General features: G+C 67.9%; 17 protein-coding genes and 1 pseudogene. 10 read left to right on the forward strand and 8 right to left on the reverse strand.

The window, feature by feature from the left end:
- The first annotated feature begins 5 nt into the window (after positions 1-5).
- The gene (locus SYV04_RS12145; protein ID WP_321545864.1) at positions 6-623 is read left to right on the forward strand and encodes a hypothetical protein; all 618 of its coding nucleotides are present in this window, start codon (positions 6-8) and stop codon (positions 621-623) included.
- Between the two features lie 69 nt (positions 624-692).
- Here the strand turns inward: SYV04_RS12145 and SYV04_RS12150 are convergent, their stop codons facing one another.
- A complete protein-coding gene (locus tag SYV04_RS12150) occupies positions 693-1,265 on the reverse strand; it encodes a hypothetical protein (protein WP_321545865.1) in 573 nt (190 codons plus the stop codon).
- Between the two features lie 298 nt (positions 1,266-1,563).
- Between SYV04_RS12150 and SYV04_RS12155 the strand changes: the two genes are divergently transcribed.
- From SYV04_RS12155 to SYV04_RS12170, 4 genes are all read left to right on the forward strand, one after another.
- Entirely contained in the window at positions 1,564-2,613 is a 1,050-nt protein-coding gene (locus SYV04_RS12155) for an MBL fold metallo-hydrolase (protein WP_321545866.1), read from the forward strand.
- Positions 2,614-2,649: 36 nt separating this feature from the next.
- Positions 2,650-3,246 (forward strand): hypothetical protein, encoded by a 597-nt coding sequence (locus SYV04_RS12160; protein ID WP_321545867.1) that lies wholly within the window; start codon positions 2,650-2,652, stop codon positions 3,244-3,246.
- A 62-nt stretch (positions 3,247-3,308) separates the two neighbouring features.
- Positions 3,309-5,696: a pyridoxal-dependent decarboxylase gene (locus SYV04_RS12165; protein WP_321545868.1), complete on the forward strand. Its 2,388-nt coding sequence runs from the start codon at positions 3,309-3,311 to the stop codon at positions 5,694-5,696.
- Positions 5,697-5,795: 99 nt separating this feature from the next.
- The gene (locus SYV04_RS12170; protein ID WP_321545869.1) at positions 5,796-8,753 is read left to right on the forward strand and encodes a hypothetical protein; all 2,958 of its coding nucleotides are present in this window, start codon (positions 5,796-5,798) and stop codon (positions 8,751-8,753) included.
- Between the two features lie 57 nt (positions 8,754-8,810).
- Here the strand turns inward: SYV04_RS12170 and SYV04_RS12175 are convergent, their stop codons facing one another.
- From SYV04_RS12175 to SYV04_RS12190, 4 genes are all read right to left on the reverse strand, one after another.
- Positions 8,811-9,203: a hypothetical protein gene (locus SYV04_RS12175; RefSeq protein WP_321545870.1), complete on the reverse strand. Its 393-nt coding sequence runs from the start codon at positions 9,201-9,203 to the stop codon at positions 8,811-8,813.
- A gap of 127 nt (positions 9,204-9,330) precedes the next feature.
- The gene (locus SYV04_RS12180; RefSeq protein WP_321545871.1) at positions 9,331-11,958 is read right to left on the reverse strand and encodes a protein kinase domain-containing protein; all 2,628 of its coding nucleotides are present in this window, start codon (positions 11,956-11,958) and stop codon (positions 9,331-9,333) included.
- A 42-nt stretch (positions 11,959-12,000) separates the two neighbouring features.
- On the reverse strand, positions 12,001-12,798 hold the full coding sequence (locus tag SYV04_RS12185; protein WP_321545872.1) for a sigma-70 family RNA polymerase sigma factor: 798 nt from the start codon (positions 12,796-12,798) through the stop codon (positions 12,001-12,003).
- Between the two features lie 142 nt (positions 12,799-12,940).
- Entirely contained in the window at positions 12,941-14,173 is a 1,233-nt protein-coding gene (locus SYV04_RS12190; protein ID WP_321545873.1) for a serine hydrolase domain-containing protein, read from the reverse strand.
- Positions 14,174-14,248: 75 nt separating this feature from the next.
- On the opposite strand from SYV04_RS12190, the gene SYV04_RS12195 reads away from it, so the two are divergent.
- Positions 14,249-14,899, forward strand: coding sequence for a TetR/AcrR family transcriptional regulator (locus SYV04_RS12195; RefSeq protein WP_321545874.1), 651 nt, complete (start codon positions 14,249-14,251; stop codon positions 14,897-14,899).
- A 48-nt stretch (positions 14,900-14,947) separates the two neighbouring features.
- Here the strand turns inward: SYV04_RS12195 and SYV04_RS12200 are convergent, their stop codons facing one another.
- Both SYV04_RS12200 and SYV04_RS12205 read right to left on the reverse strand, forming a co-directional pair.
- On the reverse strand, positions 14,948-15,442 hold the full coding sequence (locus SYV04_RS12200) for a hypothetical protein (protein ID WP_321545875.1): 495 nt from the start codon (positions 15,440-15,442) through the stop codon (positions 14,948-14,950).
- A 92-nt stretch (positions 15,443-15,534) separates the two neighbouring features.
- Complete coding sequence (locus SYV04_RS12205) at positions 15,535-16,512, reverse strand: threonine ammonia-lyase (protein ID WP_321545876.1); 978 nt, start codon at positions 16,510-16,512, stop codon at positions 15,535-15,537.
- Positions 16,513-16,636: 124 nt separating this feature from the next.
- On the opposite strand from SYV04_RS12205, the gene SYV04_RS12210 reads away from it, so the two are divergent.
- From SYV04_RS12210 to SYV04_RS12225, 4 genes are all read left to right on the forward strand, one after another.
- Positions 16,637-17,557 carry a LysR family transcriptional regulator gene (locus SYV04_RS12210; RefSeq protein WP_321545877.1) on the forward strand — a complete coding sequence of 307 codons (921 nt, stop codon included), beginning with the start codon at positions 16,637-16,639 and terminating at the stop codon, positions 17,555-17,557.
- 274 nt (positions 17,558-17,831) lie between these two features.
- Positions 17,832-20,033 (forward strand): sialidase family protein, encoded by a 2,202-nt coding sequence (locus SYV04_RS12215; protein WP_321545878.1) that lies wholly within the window; start codon positions 17,832-17,834, stop codon positions 20,031-20,033.
- A gap of 75 nt (positions 20,034-20,108) precedes the next feature.
- Positions 20,109-20,783 (forward strand): SDR family NAD(P)-dependent oxidoreductase, encoded by a 675-nt coding sequence (locus tag SYV04_RS12220; protein ID WP_321545879.1) that lies wholly within the window; start codon positions 20,109-20,111, stop codon positions 20,781-20,783.
- An 88-nt stretch (positions 20,784-20,871) separates the two neighbouring features.
- Positions 20,872-22,293 (forward strand): serine/threonine protein kinase, encoded by a 1,422-nt coding sequence (locus SYV04_RS12225; protein ID WP_321545880.1) that lies wholly within the window; start codon positions 20,872-20,874, stop codon positions 22,291-22,293.
- Positions 22,294-22,539: 246 nt separating this feature from the next.
- Here SYV04_RS12225 and SYV04_RS12230 read toward each other — a convergent pair.
- Positions 22,540-22,817: pseudogene (locus SYV04_RS12230) on the reverse strand (hypothetical protein); the annotation flags it as partial.

Below are 22,817 nucleotides of genomic sequence, written 5' to 3' on the forward strand. Positions count from 1 at the left end.
TGCCCATGGGAGTCACCTCACTCAGCCTTGAACTCAAGCCGAAGAAGCCGAGCCAGGAGCCCGAGCTCGACGACGAGGCATGGGAGGAACTCTTCGACGAGGTGAATGGCCTCCTCTCGGCCTATCTCGAGAAGCACCTTCGCCGCGCCGCCGAGGCCGGGTTCCTGGAAGACATCGACGCGGGCTGTGTCGTCGAGCTGGATCACGAGGACTGCGAGAACGGTCGGCTCACGTTCCGGTTCAACGACAGCTGGGCCTTGGGGGCCGAGGCGGCAGCGCACTGGTACACGCTCGCACTGGCGGCCTGCTTCGATGAGGTGGAGACGGTGCTCGGCAAGCGAGGCTTCAAGTCGAAGCGCCTGCGACGGGACGTGAGCGCGCTCGCGCGCAAGGGAACCGGCACGCTGCCGCTCGTGGCCATCGGGACAGAGCTGGTCGGGGTCGACAAGCGCGGGGAACTCATGAGCACCGAGGGTGTGGAGCTCGAGCTCTCGGCGAAGGACAAGGCGCTCATCGCCAAGGCGGCGAAGACGCGGCAGTGCCAATGCAAGCTCTGTGAGAAGCTGCTCCGCCGCCAGCGGGCTGCGCGCCTTGCTCCGCCAGCCGGTCGTAGAGCTCGCTGAGCGGCTACCCATTCTCGACCCGGGCCGCGCGTGAAGCGTCTCGCGCGCGGCCTGGACTGGACCGGCTTCTCAGGTCTCGAAGTAGACGTAGTCGATGTTGATATAGGTGCCCGAACTCTCGGGACGCTTCTGGTTGAGCGCCTTGAACATGACGGTGCCCGCCGGAACGCCCCCATACAGCCACAAGACACAGTTCTCCGTCGTCGTCGGGGCATACATGTCGATGGTGGTCACGAACTCACCATTGAAATACACCCCCGCCTTGCCCGCATTCCGCATCATCGTGAAGCCCACCGCGATTTGATACGGGAAGGTCGGCATCGTGAAGGAGACCGTCGAGCCTCCCACGTTGGTGATGTGCTGCGTCCCCAGATAGAGCCCGCGGCCCGGCGTTTCCGCCTTCCAGGTGCCCGCGTACTTCACGGCGGAGTTCGTGTCGTCGTAGGTGTATTCATTTCCGATGAAGAGCGGGGGGCCACACTCGACCAGATAGTCGAAGTCGATCAGCGAGGATCTGGCTTCCTTGAGCGTCACCTCCGTCGAGGTGCTCGAGTCCCGTTCCGCAGCGGGCGACACGGGAAACTCACCGCCACACGCGGAAGCGAGGAACACCAGAGACATCCCCAACACGGACTTGCGCATCCTGAGCATCATTTCTCCTTGGGTTGCAGGAACTGCGTCGTCCCCTTGTGCAACCCGTCGGCCACGCCACGGCTCCGAGTGATGCTTTGTAAAGCTGTGGAACGGCTGTGTGTCGCAGGCGGGCCGACGTGTCGAGCCAACCGCTCTTGACGCGTCGGCTTGTGTCCCGCCGGCCACAGGCCGCCTCAGCGGTAACCAGGCGCCCCAGTGGCGTTCGAGGCCGAGGGGCGTTAAACCCGTCGGTATGCCCAAGGGTTCCGTTTTCGGTGGAAAGGCCCAAGGCCTCCGCCTCGAGCGCATGCGCGCCTCGTCCCGCTTCCGGGAGGGCGTCTTCCAGAACACCGCGACGGTGACGCCAGGCCTCAAGCCCGGCACCACGTTCTCGACGATGGGCGAGTTCGTCCTGGGCGGTCAGCGCCGGACGCCGCCCGCGCCTCTGCCGTCCGAGAGCCCGCTGGCGACGTGGGCCCGGCCGCTGGACACGGGGCTGCGCGCGACGTGGCTCGGCCACTCCACGGTGCTGCTCGAGGTGGACGGGCTGCGCGTGCTCACGGACCCCGTCTGGGGCGAGCGCGCCTCTCCTTGGGCCTTCGCGGGGCCGAAGCGGTTCCATCCCGTGCCGGTGACGCTCGCGCAGTTGCCGCCGCTGGATGCGGTCATCCTCTCGCACGACCACTACGACCACCTCGACCACCCGACCATCCTGCAGCTGGCGCGCACGAGCGCGCCCTTCTACACCTCGCTCGGCGTGGGCGCGCACCTGGAGGCGTGGGGCGTGCCCACCGAGCGCATCACCGAGCTGGACTGGTGGGAGTCTGCCATGCTCCCCCGGGGGGAGCTGCGCATCACCGCCGCGCCCTCCCAGCACTTCTCCGGCCGAGGCATCGGAGACCGCAACCGCACGCTTTGGTCCTCGTTCGTCATCGAAACCCCGAGGCACAAGGTTTTCTTCAGCGGCGACACGGGCCTCACGCCGGAGTACGCCGACATCCGCCAGCGGCTGGGGCCCTTCGACCTCGTGATGCTGGAAGTCGGCGCGTACCACCCGGCGTGGGGCGACATCCACCTGGGGCCAGAGAACGCGCTCGAGGCGCTGGGGCTGCTTGGCGGCGGGGCGTTCCTGCCGGTGCATTGGGGCACCTTCAACCTCGCCATCCACGCATGGGACGAGCCGGCCGAGGTGCTGCTCCGGCTCGGGCAGGAGCAGCGGGTGCGCCTGGTGATGCCGAGGCTGGGTGCTCCGGTGGTGCCGTCGCGGGTGGAGACCGTGGATCCGTGGTGGCGCACGGTGGGTGCCGCCCGTGAACTGGAGCCGCCCTCGGCGGGCGCGGTGGGCCCGGCGAGCTGAAGCGCTACATCCGCTCCTGTCCATCGAGGCGCACCCATGGCTACAGTGATTCTCGAGGCCCGCTGTGTTGCCCCCTTCGTCGTCCGGGTCCGCTTCAGCGATGGGCAAGAGGGCGAGGCAAACCTCAAGCCCTGCCTCTTCGAGTGGGAAGCAGCGCGCGTCCCTGACCTCTCTGCCGAGACCCGCGACTGGCTGCGCTCGCCGGAGAACTTTCAAACCGTCCGTGTGGACCCTGAGACGGGCACGCTCGTCTGGGGAAACATGAGACCCTTCAGCGCGTCGCTGGTGTACTGGCGCGTGGAGAGGTACCGGGTGACGGCGACCATCCGCTCGAAAGAGGGGGCAGTCCTCTCCAAGCTCTTGCTCGGCGGAAGGTACGAGGTCTGGTCGAAGGGGCTTACCCTCGGGCGAGCCGGAACCAACACCGTCGTCGTGGATCAGGAAGGTGTGGCTCCGCTCCATGCCCGGGTGACGGTCGGCGGGGGGCACCACCCCTGCTACTTCATCGAGGTGGTGGAGGGAACGACGACCGCCGGAGGGACCTGCTCGTCAACGCCCGGCGAGCGCTTGCGGGTTCCCGCTCGCGCCCCGCTCTTGCTTGAGGTGGGCGCCTGCATCGTGGAGATTGAATGAGCGCTGTGTGGATGCGCTGATTGCACCGCCAATTTCCAGGTTACCTCAAGAAAAGAGGAGTCATGACGAACGCAAATTCTCGCCGCAGCGGGTCCAGCGTCAAGCGCTACTTCCAGTTCGGAGAGAGGCCCTTCCTCAAAGGAGCCGGCACCAAATCACCGGAGGCCTGGTTTCTGGGCACCAAGGCCGAGAACGCCGAGGAGCTCGAGCGGCTCGTGGTCGAGGCCATCCGCGATCACTCCTTCTGGCGGCGAAACTTCCACCCGCAGGATCCCACGCACATCACCGAGCAATCCAAGCGACATCCGGCGTACCTCCACGCGATGGACTCGCTGAGGGATAACTTCCGGTCGCTCCTTTCGTTCCTCAAGAAGTCCGTCCCCTTCTTCAGCGGTCGGTATCAGGGCCACATGAACTGGGACACCACGCTCCCCAGCGTGCTCGGTTACTTCGCGGCCATGCTTTACAACCCCAACAACGTCGCGTTCGAGGGGTCCACCGCCACCACGCTCCTCGAGATGATCGTCGGCGACGATCTATGCCGGATGCTCGGTTACAGCATCCCCGAAGAGGACGCCATTGATCAGGGAGCCATCCGGCCCTGGGGGCACATCACCAGCGGCGGCACCGCCGCGAACATCGAGGCCATCTGGTCCGCCAGGAACCTCAAGCTCTATCCCATCGCGCTGCGCGAGGCGCTCAAGGCCGAGGCCTCCCTCGCGGCGGCGCGCGCGCTCACGGTCACCACATGCGACGGGAGGACAGCGCCGCTGTCATCGCTCGACACGTGGTCGCTCCTCAACCTCAAGGTCGACGACATCCTCTCCCTGCCCGGGCGCTTGACGGCCGAACACGGAATCTCGGGCGACACCATCACAGAGGCCCTGTCGAGGCACTCCCTCCAACACCTCGGCATCCTCGAGTTCTCGCGGCGCTACCTGGGGGATCTGAAGGAGTCGCCGGTAGTGCTGGTCCCCGCGACGAAGCATTACTCGTTCCCCAAGGCGGCGGCGATCCTTGGCATCGGCTCGGCCAACGTGATTGACGTGCCCGTGGATCGCGACGCGCGGATGAGCCTCCCCGCTCTTGAGCGAATCTTGAGAGAGTGCCTCCAGGCCCGGCGGCCGGTCCTTACGGTGGTCGGTGTGATTGGGAGCACGGAAGAGAGCGCGGTGGATCCGCTGAAGGGGATCCTCGAGATGCGCCACGCGCTCCAGAAGAGCGGACTCTCGTTCACGGTCCACGCGGACGGCGCGTGGGGCGGGTACTTCGCCGCCGTGCTGCGCCCCGACGAGGGGCCGCGCGTGAAGGAGGCGCCGCATGAGCCGCCGCCCGAGGTGGGGATGAGCGGGTATGTGACGGCCCAGCTCTCGGCGCTGGGGCGGGCCGACTCCATCACGGTGGACCCGCATAAATCGGGCTACATCCCCTACCCTGCGGGGGCGCTCTGCTATCGGAACGGCGCCATGCGCGACATGGTGACGTTCAAGGCTCCCTATATCGTCCACGGTGACGAGGAGCCCGCAGTGGGCATTTACGGGCTGGAGGGCTCGAAGCCCGGGGCCGCGGTGGCGGCGGTATATCTGAGCCACAAGGTCATTCGGCCGACGCGCAGCGGCTATGGGCAGATCCACAGGAGGGCGCTGTTCAACTGCAAGCGCTTCTACGCGCGGCTTCTGTGCATGGCCGGGCCGAACGACAGGTTTGCCATCGTCCCGGTCCCGCGGCTCCAAGCGGAGGTTTCGGGCAGCGACGTCGAGGCCGAGGTGCGCTTCATCAGCGAGCGCATCAACCGAAGAAGCGAAGAGGAGCTTCTGTCGGATCCCGAGGCCATGGCGCTCCTGCCCGAGCTCGGGCCGGATCAGAACATCTTGACCTACGCCGTGAACTTCAAGAACCCGGACGGCTCGCTCAACACGAATCTGGAGCAGGCAAACCGGTTGAACAAGGCCATCTACGATCTCTTGAGCATCGATCCCGGGGACGAGATCTACGGCTACGGGATGATCGTGAGCACGACCGACTTCAGCGAGGAGCACTACGGGAAGACGTTCATCGAGGATTACAAGAGGCGCCTGGGCGTCGCGTCGTCGCCGGGCTCTACGGTGACGGTGCTCCGATCGACGACGATGGCGCCGTGGCTCTTGTCGACGCCCGACGGGAGCTTCCTGGACGTGCTGGAGTTCGAGCTCCGCGACGCGATCATGAAGGCGATGATGCGGGACTCGATGTTCCAGATCTTCAATGAGATCGACACGAACAAGGACGGCGTCCTAGAGGTGGCGGAGGTGATGAGCAAGTTCCGCGAGAGGGGCTACCAGGACGAAGAAATCGACGCGTTCTTGGAGATGTGCGACCTCGACAAGAGCGGCACGGTGTCCCTGGACGAGTTCCTGGGCGCGTTCGCGCAGTTCGTGGCCAGGTCGAGGCTCGCGAGCGTCAGCGCCTAAGCTCTCGGACACGAACTCTGTCCACCTTCACGCCAAGCCACACGGGCATCATTCTTCGACTGGCCGCACATCCGTGCAGACGCCTGGAAGGAAGCGAACATGAAGAAGCTACTGCTCGTCGTGGCCTGGGTCCTGGCCACCGCGGCCTGTGCTCCAGCCAGCTCCCTGGATCCCCTCCCCGGCATCGAGGAGCCGTCACCTCCGCCCCCGCCTCCGCCCCCGCCACCTCCGCCCCCACCACCTCCGCCTCCACCGCCGCCCCCCGCCGCCGTGGTCGCGCCGTTCGATCCGATCTCCTCTCCCATGGTCGTCCCCGTACCGAACGATCTGCTCATCGATCTGGAGACGGGCCGGGTCAACGTGCCCATCGACCCCAGCGCCACCGAGGCGCAGCAGGAGTTCACGAGGGACTACCTCAATACCCTCAACGGCTTTCCAACCAGCGTCATAGCGGGAACCAAACTCGCCGACCTGGACAGGACCACGGTGAACGTATCGACGGTGCGGTTCATCGACCTGCTTGCGGGTACGCCCATCGCCAGGCCCCCCGTCACGCCGACCCTCACGTATGACGAGGACACCGATCAGCTCATCCTCGCACCACCGGCCACGGGCTGGCCCAAGGGGGGCCGGTACGCCGTGGCGCTCATCGCCGGCGAGGCGGGCTTGAAGGGGTTGGATGGCAAGGCGGTGGTGGGCTCGCTGATGTGGACGCTCATCGCCCAGTCGACGCCGCTCGTCACCTGTGACGATCTGAATTCGCCGGACTGCGCGCTCGCCACGGAGCAGATTCCCTCGGACAAGACGGATCCCGCCGAGCGCCTCAGGGAACAGCTCGCGCGAGCGCTGCGACTCGAGGAACTGCGTCGCACCTACAAGCCGCTGCTGGACGCGATCGCGGCGCAGGGGGTGAGTCGAGGTGACATCGTGCTGCTGTGGACCTTCCGCATCATGGACCAGCCGGAGATGACGTTCGATCTCGCCACCAACGTCATGCCCTTTCCCAACGACCTGCTGCTGCAGCGCAATCCGGATGGCACCGCGCGCGTGAACCTGCCGCTACCGCCCAATGCCTCGCCCGCGCAGGAGCAGCTCATCCAGGGCCTGAACACGCTGGATGGATTCTCCACCACGGCGCCCATCGTCTCGGAGAACAGCGACGTGCGAGGGGTCCTCGACACGGGTCGCGTGGACGCGGCGAGCCTGGCAACGGGCACGAAGTTCCTCAAGCTGACGCCAGGTGGCACGGCACCCAACGTGGTGGCGTGCATCAACTGCGTCTCCAGCAGGAACGCGGACGGCAGCATCCCGAACAACCCGCAGCAACTGCAGTTCGTGCCCCAGGTGCCGCTGGACGAGAAGTCCTCCTACGCGGCCACGGTGACGACGGACCTGCGGGACGAGCAGGGCCGAAGCGTGGCGCCCACGGCGGCGTTCGCGCTGATGCGCCTGAGCGTCCCGCTGGTGGTGGACGGCACGAGCCAGGTGTCGGGAATCTCGGACATAACGGCCCAGACGCTCGAGCCGCTGCGCGCCAGGCTCGAGGCGACGCTCGACACGCTGGTGGAGCAGGGACTCCCACGCTCGAAGCTCGCGCTGGCGTGGACCTTCACCACGCAGAGCACGGTCTCCACGCTCCAGAAAGTGCATGCGCTGCCGGCCGCCTCGTACGGCCCTGCCGGCCTCCCCAACCAGCCGCTCTACCTGTTCGACATCACGACGCAGCTCAAGGCACAACTGGCGGCGCAAGGCCTCTCCAGCAACAACATCGGCAGGGCCTTCCAGGGCGCGCTCGTCCTGCCCTTCGCGTTGACGGGGAGTGGTGGGACCCTGAATCCCGCGCAGCCCCGGTTCGACCGCGTTCCGTTCCTGCTGACGCTGCCCACCGGCGCCGTGCCGGCACAGGGCTACCCCATCACCCTCTTCAGCCACGGGTTCCGAGGTGACCGGAACAATGTCCTCTCCGTGCTCGATGCCCTGGCGGGAGCAGGGCACGCGACGGTCGCGGTGGATGCCGTCTTCCACGGTGACCGCAGCAGCTGCGCGGGGATCACCGCGAGCGCCGGCCTCATGGATCCGAGCAATGGGTCCTCCATCGATACTCCCGACAAGGCCTGCGCCACGGGAATGTGCGACACGGTCACAAGCAGCCCCACGTATGGCCGCTGCATCTCCGCCACGCGGAACACTTGCGATCCTTCTTCCTCGGCGGCGGTTCCCGGCGACATCACCTGCGCCCAAGCGAACCAGGGCCGTTGCCTCTTGACGAGCACGACGGATCCGACCGTGGGAGTCTGCGAGGGGGGAAGCTTCAAGGTCGGCTCTCGCCAGACGCCGTACATCTCCGGTTGGAACTTCATCGACATGTCCAACCTGTTCGCGATGCGCGACAACTTCCGCCAGGATACCCTCGACTATGCGCAGCTCGTACGCGTGCTCACCTCGGGGACGCTCGATCCTCTGCTCGCGGCGCGGGGAGCGGGAAAGCTCGATAGCGCCCGGATCGGCTACCTCGGGCAGAGCCAGGGTGGCTTGCTGGGAAGCCTCTACACCTCCGTGTCACCGAACGTCCGGAACGTGGTGCTCAACGTGCCAGGCGGAGACCTGACCCAGCTCCTGCTGACCTCTCCCGCATTCGTCAGCCCACGCTCCCGCTTCCTGGCAAGCCTCGCTGCCCAAGGCATCCAACAGGGCACGCCGGCCTTCGATCAGTACCTCGGGTTCTCCCGGATGATCCTCGACCCGGCCGATCCTGTGAACTACGCCTATCACGTGGAGAACGGGTCCGCCGTTCCCGCGGGCCGCGAGGCGCTCATCCAATACATCGACCAGGACCAGGTCACCCCCAACCCGACGACCGAGGCACTCATCGCCGCCGCCAACCGGGCCGGTGACACCAGGAAGAAGGTGACCACCTTCAGGTTCACCTTCGACCCGGCGCAGCTGCCGCTCCCCCTGCGCCACGGCTTCCTGCTCGACCCCGGTGTCGCGCCCGAGATCCGGGCCCAGGTTCAGAATCAGGCGATCGGGTTCCTCGACACCGGGGGTCTTCCGTAGACGGCGGTTCGCGACGGCCCCCCAAAGCGGCTCGCGCTCAAGAACCGGTGAAGGGCCTCAGAGGGTGCAGGTCCAGGTGCCGCCGGTGCAAATGCACCCTCCCTGGCCCCCATAGTTGGCGTAGCAGCAGGGGAGCCGAGCCCGATCCGGGGAGCACTCCGTTCCATGTACGCTGTCGCAGATGTCTCCTTCGCAGAGCGGCTCCCAGGCACAGTACTGGTACTGGCCATCACACCCCACCCAGTCGTTCTGCTTGGCGGTGCAGGTGGTCCCCGTGCAGGACTTGGAGACGCCCTCCCACTCGCAGTACGTCGAGCAGGTGACCAGCTCCTGAGCGGCACTCTTCAGGCTCTCGGACGCGGGCGGTGACGCGGGCGCGGGCTCGACGCCCCCACACCCCACCAGGACAACACTGACGAGCACGGCAAGTGAAACCCAACGGTGGTTCATGACTTCTCCTTCATGGGAAGAGCGCTCCTCGACCACCGAGGAGCGAACGGCTTGGAGCCGTCCCGCTTAAAGGACAAAGCCAGCTGCCACTTGTTGCGGCGGGCCATGCGCCACGGGCGCTTCCAGGTCAGCGCGCCGGGCCCACCACGCCCGCGTCCGAGGCTGTCTGGGCCTGGGGTAACACGACCGGGAGAGGCGGCAGGCCCCTGCGCAGCGCCTCCATGCGCTGGCGCGTCTCCGACGCCAGGGCCTGGGCGGTCCCTTCGAAGGCCCTCAGGGCCCGCTCGAACCACTCCATCGCCGCCCGAGGATGCCCGCGCTTCGCCTCGATCTGACCGAGCAGGAGCCACGAGTAGGCCCTGCGCGAGGGGTTCTGGGTGCCCACCCGCTCGAGGGCGGCGAGCGACTCCTGGGCGTGGTGCCAGGCCTCCTCCGGCCGATCGAGCCCCAGCAGCGCCGTCGCCACCATGGAGTGGGCAATGGCGACCATCTCCGCGCGTGGGGCCTTCGCATTCCGCTCGATGTCCAGGGCCCGCTGGACGAGCTCGAGTGCGCCAGCCATGTCTCCCTGCTCGACGGCGACCCGGCCTTCGAACAGGAGCGCCTCGGCCACCCGCGTGTGCCCTGGCCCCAAGGCCTTCTCTCGCAGCCGCAGGACCTGCTGGTACGTGGCGCGCGCCGCTGCCAGCTCCCCCGCGCACTGCTGGCCCCTGCCCAAGCTAAGCAGCCCGCCATCTCGCTTCAGGGAGTCCGCAGGGGCCGCCTTCTCCGTCAGCGCCCAGGCTCGCTGGATGTGCGGCCACGCCTCGGCGCAGTGGCCCTGCTCCATGAGCACGCTGCCGAGGATCTGCGCCAGCCGGGCCTCGAGTTCGTCATCTCCTCCCAGGCGTTGGACCGCGGCATGGGCGTCTCGGACCCAAGGGGCACCCAGGGCAGGCCGCAGCAGCATGTCCCCGTGGATGAACACCAGCGCGATGCGTGCCTCCGCGGCCACCCGGTCATGGTGACCCGCCTCAGCCTCCCACGCCGCTTCCAGCAGCATCTGTTCAGCCTGGCGCGTCTCGAAGCGCGCCCTGTGCAACTCGCCGATCTCCAGGAAGAGCTCCGCGCGGCTGGGCGCATGATCCAGCTCCCGCAGCAGCTCCTTCGCCGCGAGTGCCTTCTCCAACGCGAGGGGGTACTGCCCGGTGAAGTGGAGCGCGCGCACCTCGCTGAGGTGTCGCGCCAGGGTGTCCGCCAGCACTCGCGCCGGGGCTGGCACCGGCACCACCGCCTGCGCGTACGGGGCCGCACAGGACTCCAAGCCAGGCAAGCGCTCGGCGGCGGCGATCGCCTGGTCTGCCGCGATCGGCGGCTGGGTGGCGAGCAAGTCCGTCAGGGCCTCCAGGTCTCGGGCCCGACGATCGAGACACAGCATGCGGGCATCGAGCAGGGCCTCGGACTGCTCGCCGCGCACCCGTGTGGCCTCGCAGGCCTCGGTGTAGTGGGCCACCCACGCGGAGGCATAGGCGTTCAAGGTGCGCTGGACGCCGCCCCAACTCCCCTCCGCGGTGAGCCCTTCAGCGGACAGCAGCATCTGCCGTACCGCGTCTCTGCGCCGCGGTCCCCAGGCCGACTCCAGCCGACGCTCTCCTCCTCGGCACGGCTGCGGCTCCTCCCGAGCCCCGCCCAGCACCCCGCCCAGCACCACGAGCCCCAGCGCGGCCGCGGTGGCCAGGGGGATGCGCCAGGCCGTGAGTGGCTCACGCGTGAGCGCCGCCAGCAGCTCGCGCATGGAGGGAAAGCGCGCCTCGGGAGCGGACGAGAGGCCTCGCTGGAGCACCCGGCGGATGCGCGCGGGCACCCGGCGGCCTCGTGGCACGAGGAGGAAACCCTCGGCCTTGGGGGGACGCTCGCCGTAGAGCGCCTCGTACAGCGCGACGCAGAAGCTGTACTGATCCGACCGCGCGTCGGCTTTGCTCCGCTCCCACTGCTCGGGAGCCATGTACGCGGGAGTCCCCGCCCGGGCTCCCCTCCAGGTCGCCGAAGACGCCCCGGACAGCGGCGGTGCGGCGTCCCGCGCTCCCAGCGCCGGAGAGGGGCCCTCAGGAGACGCGACCAGTCGCGCGAGGCCGAAGTCCGTCACCTGCACACGCCCGTCCCGGCGGATGAGCACGTTGGAGGGCTTGAAGTCCCGATGCACGATCCCCGCCTCGTGCGCCGCCCGCAGCCCCTCGCCCGCGGCGAGGAACACCGTCAGCACCTCGCGCCAGGAGCGCGACCGTTCGCGCAGCCAGCTCTCGAGCGTGCCTCCGTCGGCGAACTCGAGCACCAGGAAGAGCTGCTCGCCGATGACACGGGCCTCGTACACGGTGACGACATGGGGGTGGGAGAGCCGGGCCAGGGCCTGGGCCTCGGCCAGCAGCCAGCGGCGGTGCACCTCGGACGAGCCGCCGAGCGACTGGGGACCGTGCAACACCTTCAGGGCCACCTTGCGATCCAGGGACGGGTCGAACGCGGCGTACACCACCCCCATCCCCCCGATGCCCACCTGCTTCAGGATGAAGTACCGGTCCAGCCGAGCCCCAGGCACGAGGAAGACCTGCTCGCCCTCGTGCCCCGGGCGACCCTCCAGGGCCTCCGCCCGCGCCAACTCGCCGACGAGGCGTTGACACAGTGCGCAACCGTCGAGGTGTGCGTGAAACGCCTCCGCGCTCGGAGGAGGCAGCGCGCCCTCCAGGAACTCCAGGACGAGGTTCTCTCCGGGACACTCCATCTCACTCTCAAGGACAGGCGGACGCGCCAGGTGTTGCACACGTCAGTCCAGCGCGCGGGCAAGGCTCAGGTCCAGCTGGCTGCGCATCTGCTCCACGAGGCTGTCGAGCTCCGAGACGCTCAGCGCCAGACGCTCCTGGAGCTGAAGGCGCATCTGCTGGAGGACCGTCTCGCGGGCGCTGGCCATCCGGCGCGACACGGTGGACTTGTGGGTACCGTCCATGCGGGCGATCTGCTCGACGGTGAGTCCCTCGATGAAGAAGAGGCGCAGGAAGTTGCGCTCCCGCGCGGGGAGGTTGCTCAACGCGGCCTCCAGCGCGCCCTTGAACTCCGGGGCGTAGCGGCGCTTGAGCAGGGCCAGCTCGGGATCCGGGCCCGGAGCGGCCAGCTCCGTGATCGCTCCGAGCGGCTCCTGGGCGCCACGGGCCTGCTGCTGCGCGAGCAGATTGAGCGCCTCGCGCAGCGCCACGGCTCGCAGCCAGTGGGCGAGCGTGCCCCGGCCCCGGTACTCCAGCACCTTGGGCAGGGCTCCCTCCTGGGCGAGCAGCAGCCTTTGGCGGAGCCGCTGGTGGACCTCCTCCACGAAGACGCGGCTGGGACGCAAGTGGGTGATCGCGGCGCCGACCACCCCCTCCAAGCGCCGCTCGAACTCCGCGAGCGCCGGCGCGACGCCCTGGGCACACGCAAAGGCGAGGTAGAGGTCCGTAGCGTGGGCGAGGCCCTCGGGGCGCTCGGCGAGGAAGCGGAGGAACCCTGCCCGATCCGCATGGATATCGGGGAGGGTCTCCTGGGCGCGCGTGGCTTGCGCTTCGAGGTCTGGGGAGCTGGGAGCGTGGGCCATGAGGACAGACGCGAGGAGCGAGAACCGGGCTGCTCTCCGGTTTGAAAGCCTCTATCTATCGCAGGTCGACCTCTTCATGAGCGTGAGCCTTCTACGGCTTGTTCGAGGGTCATGGCCCAGCCCGTGCGCAGAGCCCCTTCGCTCAGTTGCCGGTGCCGTAGACCGCGTTGCGCACGGAGGAGGTGAAAGCTCCCGACATGCCTTCGAACGCCGTATTGGTGAGTGCCACCACCGTCAGGCGGCGCTGCGGATCCACGAACCAGTTGTGGCCGTAGGCTCCGCCCCACTGCCAGGTCCCCACCGACTGCGGGCTCCCCGTCTTCGCCGGGTCGACGAGCACCGCCCCGACGAAGCTGAAGCCCCAGCCGGGCCCCTGGGTCGCGGCCTCCGGGCCTACCTGGGCAGAGCCCAGCTGCTCGGCGGTGGACGCCGCCAAGACCGGCGCTCCGCCCGCGCGCAGCGTCTCCAGAAACTTCAGGAAGTCACCCGCCGTTCCCACCATTCCCGCACCTCCTGACGGGAAGGCGCGCGGGTTCAAGGCCCGCCCAGGAGCGAAGCGGACCCCGGCGCCGTTGAACAGCACCACCTGCTCCTTGCCCATGCGAACCGGCTCCGGCTTCCCGTCCGCATAGGGCGTCGCGAGCCGCTTCGCGTCCTTCACGCTGAAGCCCGTGTCCTTCATGCCCAGCGGTCCGGTGAGGACCCGCTCGACCACCTGAGGCAGGGACGCGCCTCCGGCCTTTGCGACGACCGCGCCCAGTACGTCCGTCGCCACCGAATAGCCCCAGCGCTTCCCGGGCTCGGAGGACAGCGGCACTGAAGCGATCCGGCGAAGGTTCTCATCCAGGGACACCTCGGACGCGTCCAGGCCATCCGAGACCCCAGCCCGGCGATACGGCCCCTGCTCCGACTCCGCGAAGCCGTAGGTCAGTCCCGCGGTATGGGTCAGCAGGTGGCGCACCGTGATGACGGGCTCGCGGCCATCCGGCAGCTTCGGCCGGAAGGTGGGAAGCCACTTCGTGATGGGGTCATCCAGCGTGAGCTTGCGCTGATCCACCAGCACCAGCGCCGTCGCGGCCACGATCGGCTTGCTCACGGACGCCAGGCGGAACACCTCGTTCTCCTTCATGGGCCGCCCTGCCTCGCGATCGGCCAGACCCGCGGCGCGCCGGTAGACGACCTTGCCGTCCTTCGCGACGAGGATGACGGTTCCGACGATGCGCTTCTCCGCGATCGCCTGGTCGATGACCCCGTCCAGACGCGCCGCCAGGGCACGCTCCTCGGAGATGACCGTGGGGACGGGAGGAGGAGTGGAGGGGGTGGGGGCCTGAGCGACGCTGACGGCCACCAGGGCGGCGGCGATGGCAGAATACATGGTGTGACGCTCCTGTTTATTGAGTGCTCGTTACAGAAATAAAGAGGCCGCCACCTCATTTCAATATCGATCGCTATGAAAAACGACTCCACCTCAGAACGGCGTCCACGCGGGCGCCCCCGCGGCTTCGACAGCACGCGGGCACTCGACCAGGCCCTGGAGGTGTTCTGGCGGCTGGGGTACGAGGGTGCGTCCATCGCCGACCTCACCAAGGCGATGGGAATCACCGCTCCCAGCCTCTATGCCGCGTTCGGCTCCAAGGCCGAGCTCTACCGCCGGGTCCTGGAACGCTACCAGGCCCGGCAGGGCGCCTCGACGTCTCGCGCCTTCACCGAAGAACCCACCGCCCGCGCCACGGTGGAGCGCATGCTGCGGGAGGCCGCCAGGGACTTCTCCAGCGGCAAGCACCCGCCTGGATGCATGATCTCGACAGCGGTCCTGACGTGCGCGGAGGAGAACCAGCCTGTCGCCGAGCATGTCGCCTCGCTGAGAGCCAATTCACTGGCAGCGCTCCGGGCTCGCATCGAGCAGGGTATTTCCCAGGGGGAGCTGCCGGCGGGCACGGATGCTGTGGCGCTCTCCCGGTATTTCGGCGCCGTATTCCAGGGCATGTCCGTGCAGGCGCAAGATGGCGCGAGCAAGACCGAGCTCCTCGCGCTCGTAGAGATCGCGATGCTGGCCTGGGACAAGGTGGTCCAGCGGTCATCGCCGCCACGAGGCCGTTAAGCGGCGGATGCTATTCGCCCGGATTGCTGGAGCCGAAGGGCCTACCGCCTAGTCAACGGACATGAGCCAGCGAGGGATCGAAAAGAGGAGCCACACGAAGAACGCGACGAGCCCGAGCCCGAGCGCCATCGTGAGGCTCCAGGAGAGCCAGGTCCACCAGCGGCTCTGGCGCTGCACCTCGTCGCAGGTGTCCGAGAAGAGCGAGGTGTCGGCAAACAACCGCCATCCGCCGTCGACCCAGACGAGATCTGTCCCTTTGATCTTTCCCGCGAGCAGTTGCTGTCGAAGTTCGCCTTCGGTCCCTTCGAGTTCGGTGGACTCCACGTGTCGCGTCCCAGAAATGAGGGCGTCGAACACTCCGAGCAGCCGCAGTCCCGCCGAGAGTGGCACGGCGTAGATAAAAGCCAGCGACCCACTGATGACGAAGAAAAACGCTGCGTTCTGCTTGAGGTCCCTTTCGTCTTGCCGCACCTGCGCCTTCCAATTGGAAAAGAAGGCGGCTCCGTCGAAGCGGCTCTTCAGCACGCGATAGCGCAACATCATGGGTGTTACTCGCTGAGAGTGGGAGCCGTGAGAGACCGGAACCGAATCTACGAAAGGTGCTGGCGTCGACACCAGCCTCTCTGCGTACTCCCTCATGCGTGCCGCTCACCGAGCAGCTGGAGGTACCGCTGCCGGCTGATGTTGCGTCCAGTGAGGACGACCACCACGTTCCGAAAGCCCGTCGGTGGGTAGCGCAGGAGCGCCGCGACAGGCGCGGCTCCGGAAGGCTCGACGACGAGCTGGTGCTCCTCCAACAGCCACCCCATGGCGTCGCGAATGTCCGCCTCGGAGACGAGCACCATCCGATCCGCCAGCCGCTGGAGCAGCGGGAATGTCAGCGTATCGGGCTCGGGGTGGGCGCCCAGCCCATCGGCGATGTTTGGACGGGTCTCCACGGCTACGGGCTGGCCCCTCTCCAGCCATGTGGCCATGACGGGGCTGGCCTCGGGTTGGACACCCCAGATACGTGCGTTGGGAGCCTGGTGCTCGAGCACCAGCCCCATCCCCGCCATCAGCCCTCCCCCGCCTACACCGACGACCACCAAATCCACCTCTGGCAGATCCTCGACCAGCTCCAGTCCCACCGTGCCGCCGCCGGCGATGATGTCCGGATCGTTATAGGCGGAGACGAAGAGCTGCGCATGCTCTCGCGCATGCGCGCGGGCGGCCTCGCGTGCCTGCGCCACGGTGTCGAAGAAGTGCAGGCGAGCACCGTTCTGGCGGATGACTTCCACCTTACGCACGTCCGCACCATGAGGGAGGAACAGCTCCGCGGGGGCCCCCAGGACACGCGCGGCGTGGGACAGGCCAATGCCATGTCCCCCCGCCGAGGAGGCCACCACGCCCCGAGCGCGCCGCTCCTCCCCCACCGCCAGGAGCTTGTTGAAGGAGATGCGGGGCTTGAAGCTGCCGGTCACCTGCAGACACTCCAGCTTGAGGAAGGCGCGGGCGCCGATGCGCTCGGAGAGAGCGCGCGACGGTTCCAGCGGCGTGTGCCGGATGAAGGGCGCGATGCGGGTACGCGCAGCCTGGATGGCGGAAAAAGCGGGAGGGTGGAATTCGGTGCTCATGAGGCGACTCCTGCCTGGAACCGGGAGCAAGCGCTGCGGTTCCGGGCACACTCAGAAGTACGAGGGTTCAGGGGCAGAGTGAATGCGCGAATGCGCACAGCTACCCATGCAAGAATGCAGGGGTATGAACTGGGATGACCTCCGATATCTGCTGGCCTTGAGCGAGCACGGCTCGCTCTCGGCGGCGGGCCGTCACCTCCGGGTGGATCAAGCGACCGTGGGCCGGCGGCTGGCGGCGCTTCAACGCGCAGTCGGCATTCCACTCGTGGAGCGCTCCTCGCAAGGCATGCGCCTGACGGCCGCGGGAGAGCAGGCGGTGCTGACAGCCCGCCGGATCGAGGACACCACCGCCGCGCTCGCGCGCCAGCTCGCCGAAGCGGAGCCGCGCGTGGCGGGCACCGTCCGAGTCACCGCGCCCGATACCGTGGCGAGCCAACTCCTGGCGCCGAACCTGGCGCTGCTGCGAGAGCGCCATCCGGAGCTACAAGTGGAGCTGCTGGCCAGCTCGCGTGCCGTCAACCTCGCGCGCCAGGAGGCCGATGTGGCCGTCCGCCTCTTCCGCCCGCTGGAACCCACGCTGGCCGTGCGCCGTCTGGGGACGCTGGCATTTGCCCTCTATGCCTCACCCGACTACGTGCGTCGGCGGGGGCGCCCCCGCCTCGATGCGCTACGCGAGCATGTGCTCGTCACGGATGATGCCTCCGTGCCCGGAACCGCCGAGAAGCAGTGGCTGGAGGAAGTCGGGCAAGGGGCCTCCGTGGCCCTGAGGAGCAACACCCGGTATGCGCTGCTCACCGCGGCCCGGGCGGGCGTGGGACTGGCCCTGCTGCCCTGCTACCTGGGGGATACCGAGCCGGGCCTGCTCCGGGTGTGTCCACCGGAGAAAGTGCCCCCACGCGAGGCCTGGCTGGTCGTACATCAGGACCTTCAGCGAGTGCCGCGTGTGCGCGCCGTCATCGACTTCCTGGGAGAGGTCTTCACCCGCGAGGTGCCACGTCTCCGAGGAGATAAGCCCGCGGTGGGTACGCGTCGGAAGCGGCGCTAAGGGCGAAGAGGGCGCCCCAGCGCCAGCCTGAGTAGCCGCTCCCTCGGCATGGAGGATGTCGTCCCATCCCTCGGGGCGTCTCCTGCGGCGGACCGTTCCCCAGTGCGACCGGACTCCCTGGGAAGAGGGCCCCCAGCGCATGCCTGCCCTCTGATCCGTGACGTGCTTGGAAGCGACAGCGTGGCCAATCCCTTGCTGTGGCCTGTCCACATGCCGTGAAAGGAGCCCTACCGTGCGAGCCGCGCTGCTTCCTCCCTCTCCTCTCAAGGGAGCCTTGCTTCTCGGATGCCTGCTCTTCACCACCAGCCTCTTCGCCGCGCAGCCGCTGGCCCCCATTGGGGACAGCCAGGCGTTGACGTCCCCGGCCCAGCGGCACGTGGTGAGGCTCGCACCGCCAGAAGGGAGCGCGGTCTGGTTGGTGGCACTCCAACAGCAGGGGCAGCAGGGCCGAGGCCTCGGCCTGTTCCGCAGCGATGACGAGGGCCAGACGTGGAGCTACCTCGGCCCCCTCCAGAACGACCCGACCCACCGTGACACGGCGGACCTACTCGCCGTGGGTTCGGATGTGGCCCTGGTTTATTCCTATGAAGGCTCCACCTTCTCCGGCTCTTCCCGACACGACGTGTCCTTCCAGTGGTGGCGCTACCAGGCGAGCACCCGGACCTGGACGCCCTCCGCCGCCGTACGCGTCTTCGATTCCCCGAACAGCAGCACCGGCTACAGCCGCGCGGAGCTCACCCGGGACTCCCAGGGTCGACTGTGGGTACAGGCCTTCCGCCTGGAAGCGGATGGCTCCAACACCGCCGTCCTCGCCGTGAGCACGGATGGAGGCCGCACCTTCCAGCCCCAACAGCCCCTGGTCACCCTGCCCCGGCGCGGCGGCGGCAGGATCCTGCACCTGGGAGACCGGCTCCTCTTCCTCTATGGGCAACAGGGAACCGGCCCCGCCTGGTTCCGGGTGCGCAAGGACAGCGCGCCGCTCGACTCCTGGGAGCCGCAGCAGCAAGCCTTTCCGGAGGGCATCTACCAAGGGTTCTCCCTCAGCGCGGTGTCCCCCGGCGGAGGGCGCATGCACCTCGTCTACAAGTCCTCCGGAGAGCGGCTCTTCTACCGGGCCTTCAACGGCACGGCGTTCGATCCTCCCATCACCCTGGAGAGCTCCGGGGACTGGGCCCTCCAGCCCGCTGTCACCCTCGTTGGCGATGAGCTCGTTGTCTTCGCCAATCCCCCCATCACCTTGAACACCCACCACACGCTGTCGGCACGGGTGCTCACCGGAGGCAGCGTCAACCCGCCCCAGGTGCTGGAGCGCTCGATCCGCTTCCGAGGCTACCTCGCGGCCCCCGAGCGCCTCCCCGCCTCGGTCACCCGCGTGCCCTGCTTCAGCGCGGAGACAGCCGACCCGAACTCGGCCGGAATGGCCTCCGTCACCTTCTTCGAGCGGGGCGAGGCGAGACCTCGCCTGGAGGTGGTCCATACCAACACCACCCACCGCTTCCTCACGCTCGCCCCTTCGGGCGCGGCGTATGCGCTGCAGCTGAACGACTCTTCGAACCGCCTCTACATGAGCACCGATGGCGCGCGGACCTGGAGCTTCAAGGGACAACTCCCGCAGGGAGGCTCCTTCCGCTTCATGGCTGCGCTCTCCGACGGGACGCTGCTGGCCCACTCCTCCCGCGATGGACGCAACTACATCGCTCGCTCGGGAGACGGCGGCGCGACCTGGAGCGAGGTCCTCCTGCTCGGCGACTACCGCGTCCTCACCCCGCGCAGCTTCGCGGAGCTCGACGGCACCGTGTACGTGCTCGAGTACCAGACCTTCACCACGCAGGACGTCCCCATCCGGCTGCACGCGAGCACGGACCGGGGCCGGACCTGGCAGGTGCGGCAGACCTTCTCCGGGCACCGCCACGGGCATGGGCTGGCGGTGGACCCGGCCCGCCACGCCCTGTGGGCCTTCTTTGGAGATACCACCGTCCAGTCGGGCACGTTCCGCTCGACGGATGGGGGCCGCACGTGGAAGAGCATCGCCAAGGGAGCCCCGGGGCGTATCGTCGACGCGACGGTGCTGGAGGACGGCAGCCTGCTGTACGCGCAGGACACCCTCTATCTGCCGCCACGGCCCTATATCGCCCAGCTGTCGCCGGATGGGACGTATGTCGAGCTGGGCCTGCTCCCTGGCCCCTCCTACTCCGCCTTTGCCGCGAGCGCGGGAGGCTTCGTGGTGGGGAGCGCTCGCGAGCCGGGCGGAGACGTCTATCCACCGGGCGAGGAGAGCGCTCACGTCTTCGCCAGCGTCAACATGTTCGACTGGGAGAAGCTGCTCAGCTATCGCCGCCTCGATCCCACCGTAACGGCCCGCGCCGATGTCTACTACGAGCTGCCCTCGGGCTTGCTCATCCTCCAGCTCCAGAATGTCCAGGGTTTCGGCCCCGGAGGCTTTGGCTACCAGTTGCTGCGCCTCACCCGGCGCTGACCTGGGCCCGAGCTTTGTGCTGGGCACCGATGCGGCGGGTTTGATTTCCTGCGAGCTCCTGGATGGGGAGTACACATGGGCTCGTTGGACGGAAAGATCGCAGTGGTGACGGGAGGCGGCTCGGGAATTGGCTTCGCCATCGCCGAACGCTTTGCCCGCGAGGGCGCGCAGGTGGTCATCGCCGGCCGGAGGAAGGAGCGGCTGGCGGCGGCGGTGGAGAAGCTCGGGCACGGCGCCCGGGCCGTGCAGACGGACGTCGCCGACGAGGCCCAGGTCCAGCGGCTCATCGACTCGGTGCCTCGGGTCGACTTGCTGGTGACGTGCGCCGGGGGAGCGGTGTTCGGTCCCGTCGAGCAAGTGCCACCCCAGTCCTGGCGCGAGATGTTCGAGGGCCGCTTCTTCGGCCAGCTCTCTGCCTGTCATTACGCCGTTCCGAAAATGCGGCCGGGTAGCACCATCATTCTGTGCTCGGGCATCGCGGGCCACGCGGCCCTGGTGAACTACTCCGGCGGCGCGGGCCTGTGCGGCGAGGTCAACGCCATGGGCCGCTCCCTGGCGGTCGAGCTGGCTCCCAAGGGCATCCGCGTGAACGTCCTGTCCCCCGGCTTGACGCGCGACACGGCCATCGACTGGGGCGTTCCCCCCGAGAAGGTGGGTGACTTCCTGGCGGGCCTCACCCGGCAGGTTCCGCTCAAGCGCCCGGGCACCGTCCACGACATGGCGGATGCGGCGTTCTTCCTGGCGGCGTGATCTTACGCCACCGGCATGGTGCTCGACATCGACGGAGGCTGGACGGCGATGTAAGCCGTGGGAATCCTCCGGAGGAAGGAACTGCCCAATGTCCAGCCACACGGCGGAGTCGAGACCCGATTCGCTCGCCCCGGGAACGAAGATAGGCCCCTGGTGCGTGGAGCGTCTGCACGGCCGAGGCACTTACGGCACGGTGTATCGGGTACGGAGCGATGAGCCCGGAGAAACGGGAGTCTTCGCGCTGAAGCTGGCCCACTTCCCTTGGGATCCTCGCTTCGAGCGGGAGGGGCTGCTGCTGTCGCGAATCCGCCACGACAGTGTGCCGAAGTTGAGGGATCGCGGCGGGTGGAGACAGCCGCGCGGAGACATCTATCCCTGCCTCGTCATGGAATGGGTGGAGGGAGTGGCGCTATACGAGTGGGCTGCGAGGGGAAAATGCACCTCGCGGCAGATACTCCGAGTACTGGCGCAACTGGCCCGAGCGTTAGAAGCCACGCACCAAGCCGACGGAGTGCATCGTGACGTGAAGGGGGACAACGTCTTGGTCAACCCTGAAGGCTTCGCCTGGCTGGTGGATTTCGGGGCCGGGAAGTTCAAGGGAGCGCGCTCGTTGACACAGGAGACGCTGCCCCCGGGCACCCAGGCGTATCGCAGCCCTCAAGCGCTGCGCTTCCTCAAGGAGAACTACCGCGATCGTGGGGCGCACTACGAGGCGACCGAGGCGGATGACGTGTATGCGCTGGGAGTGACCGCCTATCGGGCGGTAACGGGGCGCTACCCTCCACCGGGCACGGACCTGGATAGGGCCTTCGATCCGAAACACGCGCCGCTGCCTCCGCTCCAACCCCCGAGCGCGCTCGTGAGCATGTGCCCCGAGTTGGAAGGGCTCATCCTGCGCATGCTGTCGGACATGCCCGAAGAACGGGGTAGAGCGGGAGAGGTAGCACACTCTCTTGAGCAGGCTGCTGCTTCGGCGGGCCACAGGGCTGACGCTCCCATTCTCCCCCATGGCAGTGGGGCCGCTGCCAAGAAGAGCAGGCCCCGGAGCCGTCGCATTCGCCAGGCATTCGCGCCTGCAGTTCCCTGGCTTGGTGGGGCTGTGGGAGGCGCCTTCCTCGCGGCAGTGACCTGGTGGATGGTGCAACCGCGTGAGCAGTCTCCCAGCGAAGTCCAGCAGGAGCATGTCTCGGATGAAGAGAGCGAGGGGACGGTGGCGCTGGGAGACACGGGCCAGCCGGTGCCTACGACCGAAGGCGCTCAGCGCGCTCAGCCGAGCGGGATTGGGCTGGAGATGCCCAAACGTCCCTTTCCGGGGCAGGTCGTCCCTCCGTGCAAGAAGGGATTCGAGGCGGAGATCGAACTGACCCCTGGCAAGAAAGAGACGCGGAGTTGCTGGATTGAGGTCAAAGCCGCCGAGGGGCTGTGCAAACCGAATGGCTACGAGTACCGAGGTGGCTGCTACCTGCCTGTCTACCCACCGGCGAAGCTGCCACAGTCCGTTAAGCAGTAGGCATGCGGAAAAAGAGCGGCACCACGTTCCGGTGAGCCAGGAGCGCGATGCCGACTTTCCTTCGCCAGCACTCCCACTCCGTGCAGTTCCTGCTCCTCCCCCAGGCCTGATCCAAAGTCGGCTGTTTGCGATGGGATGAGCAGAGCTTGATAAGAGCGGGCGCGCGCAGGCAATGAGGTGCCGTTCGGCCGGGCGACCGTGCAGTGACGGTGCGTTGAGGGGAAGGCGGAGGGGCCGGCGAGCCCATCAGGCGAGTGTGGGCAGGGGCACCTCCGCCCGACCGTGGACGAGCGCGTCGCGCAGCATCTCGCAGGCGCGCACCCAGGCCACCGGCAGCCGGTCCTTGAGAGGCAGCCGCACGCGCCAGGCCGACAGCAGGTTGTAGGCCAGCACCCGCAGCCAAGCAGTCACTTCCAGGGCGGAGCGCGAGTGCAGGCAGGGCTGGCGGTCGTCTTCCTCGAGCACCCTGTCCAGAGTCCAATGGTGTCGGTTCTCGATGGCCCAGTGCAGGCGCACCAGGCGCA

The organism is Hyalangium ruber (assembly GCF_034259325.1).
Taxonomy (GTDB): Bacteria; Myxococcota; Myxococcia; order Myxococcales; family Myxococcaceae; genus Hyalangium_A; species Hyalangium_A rubrum.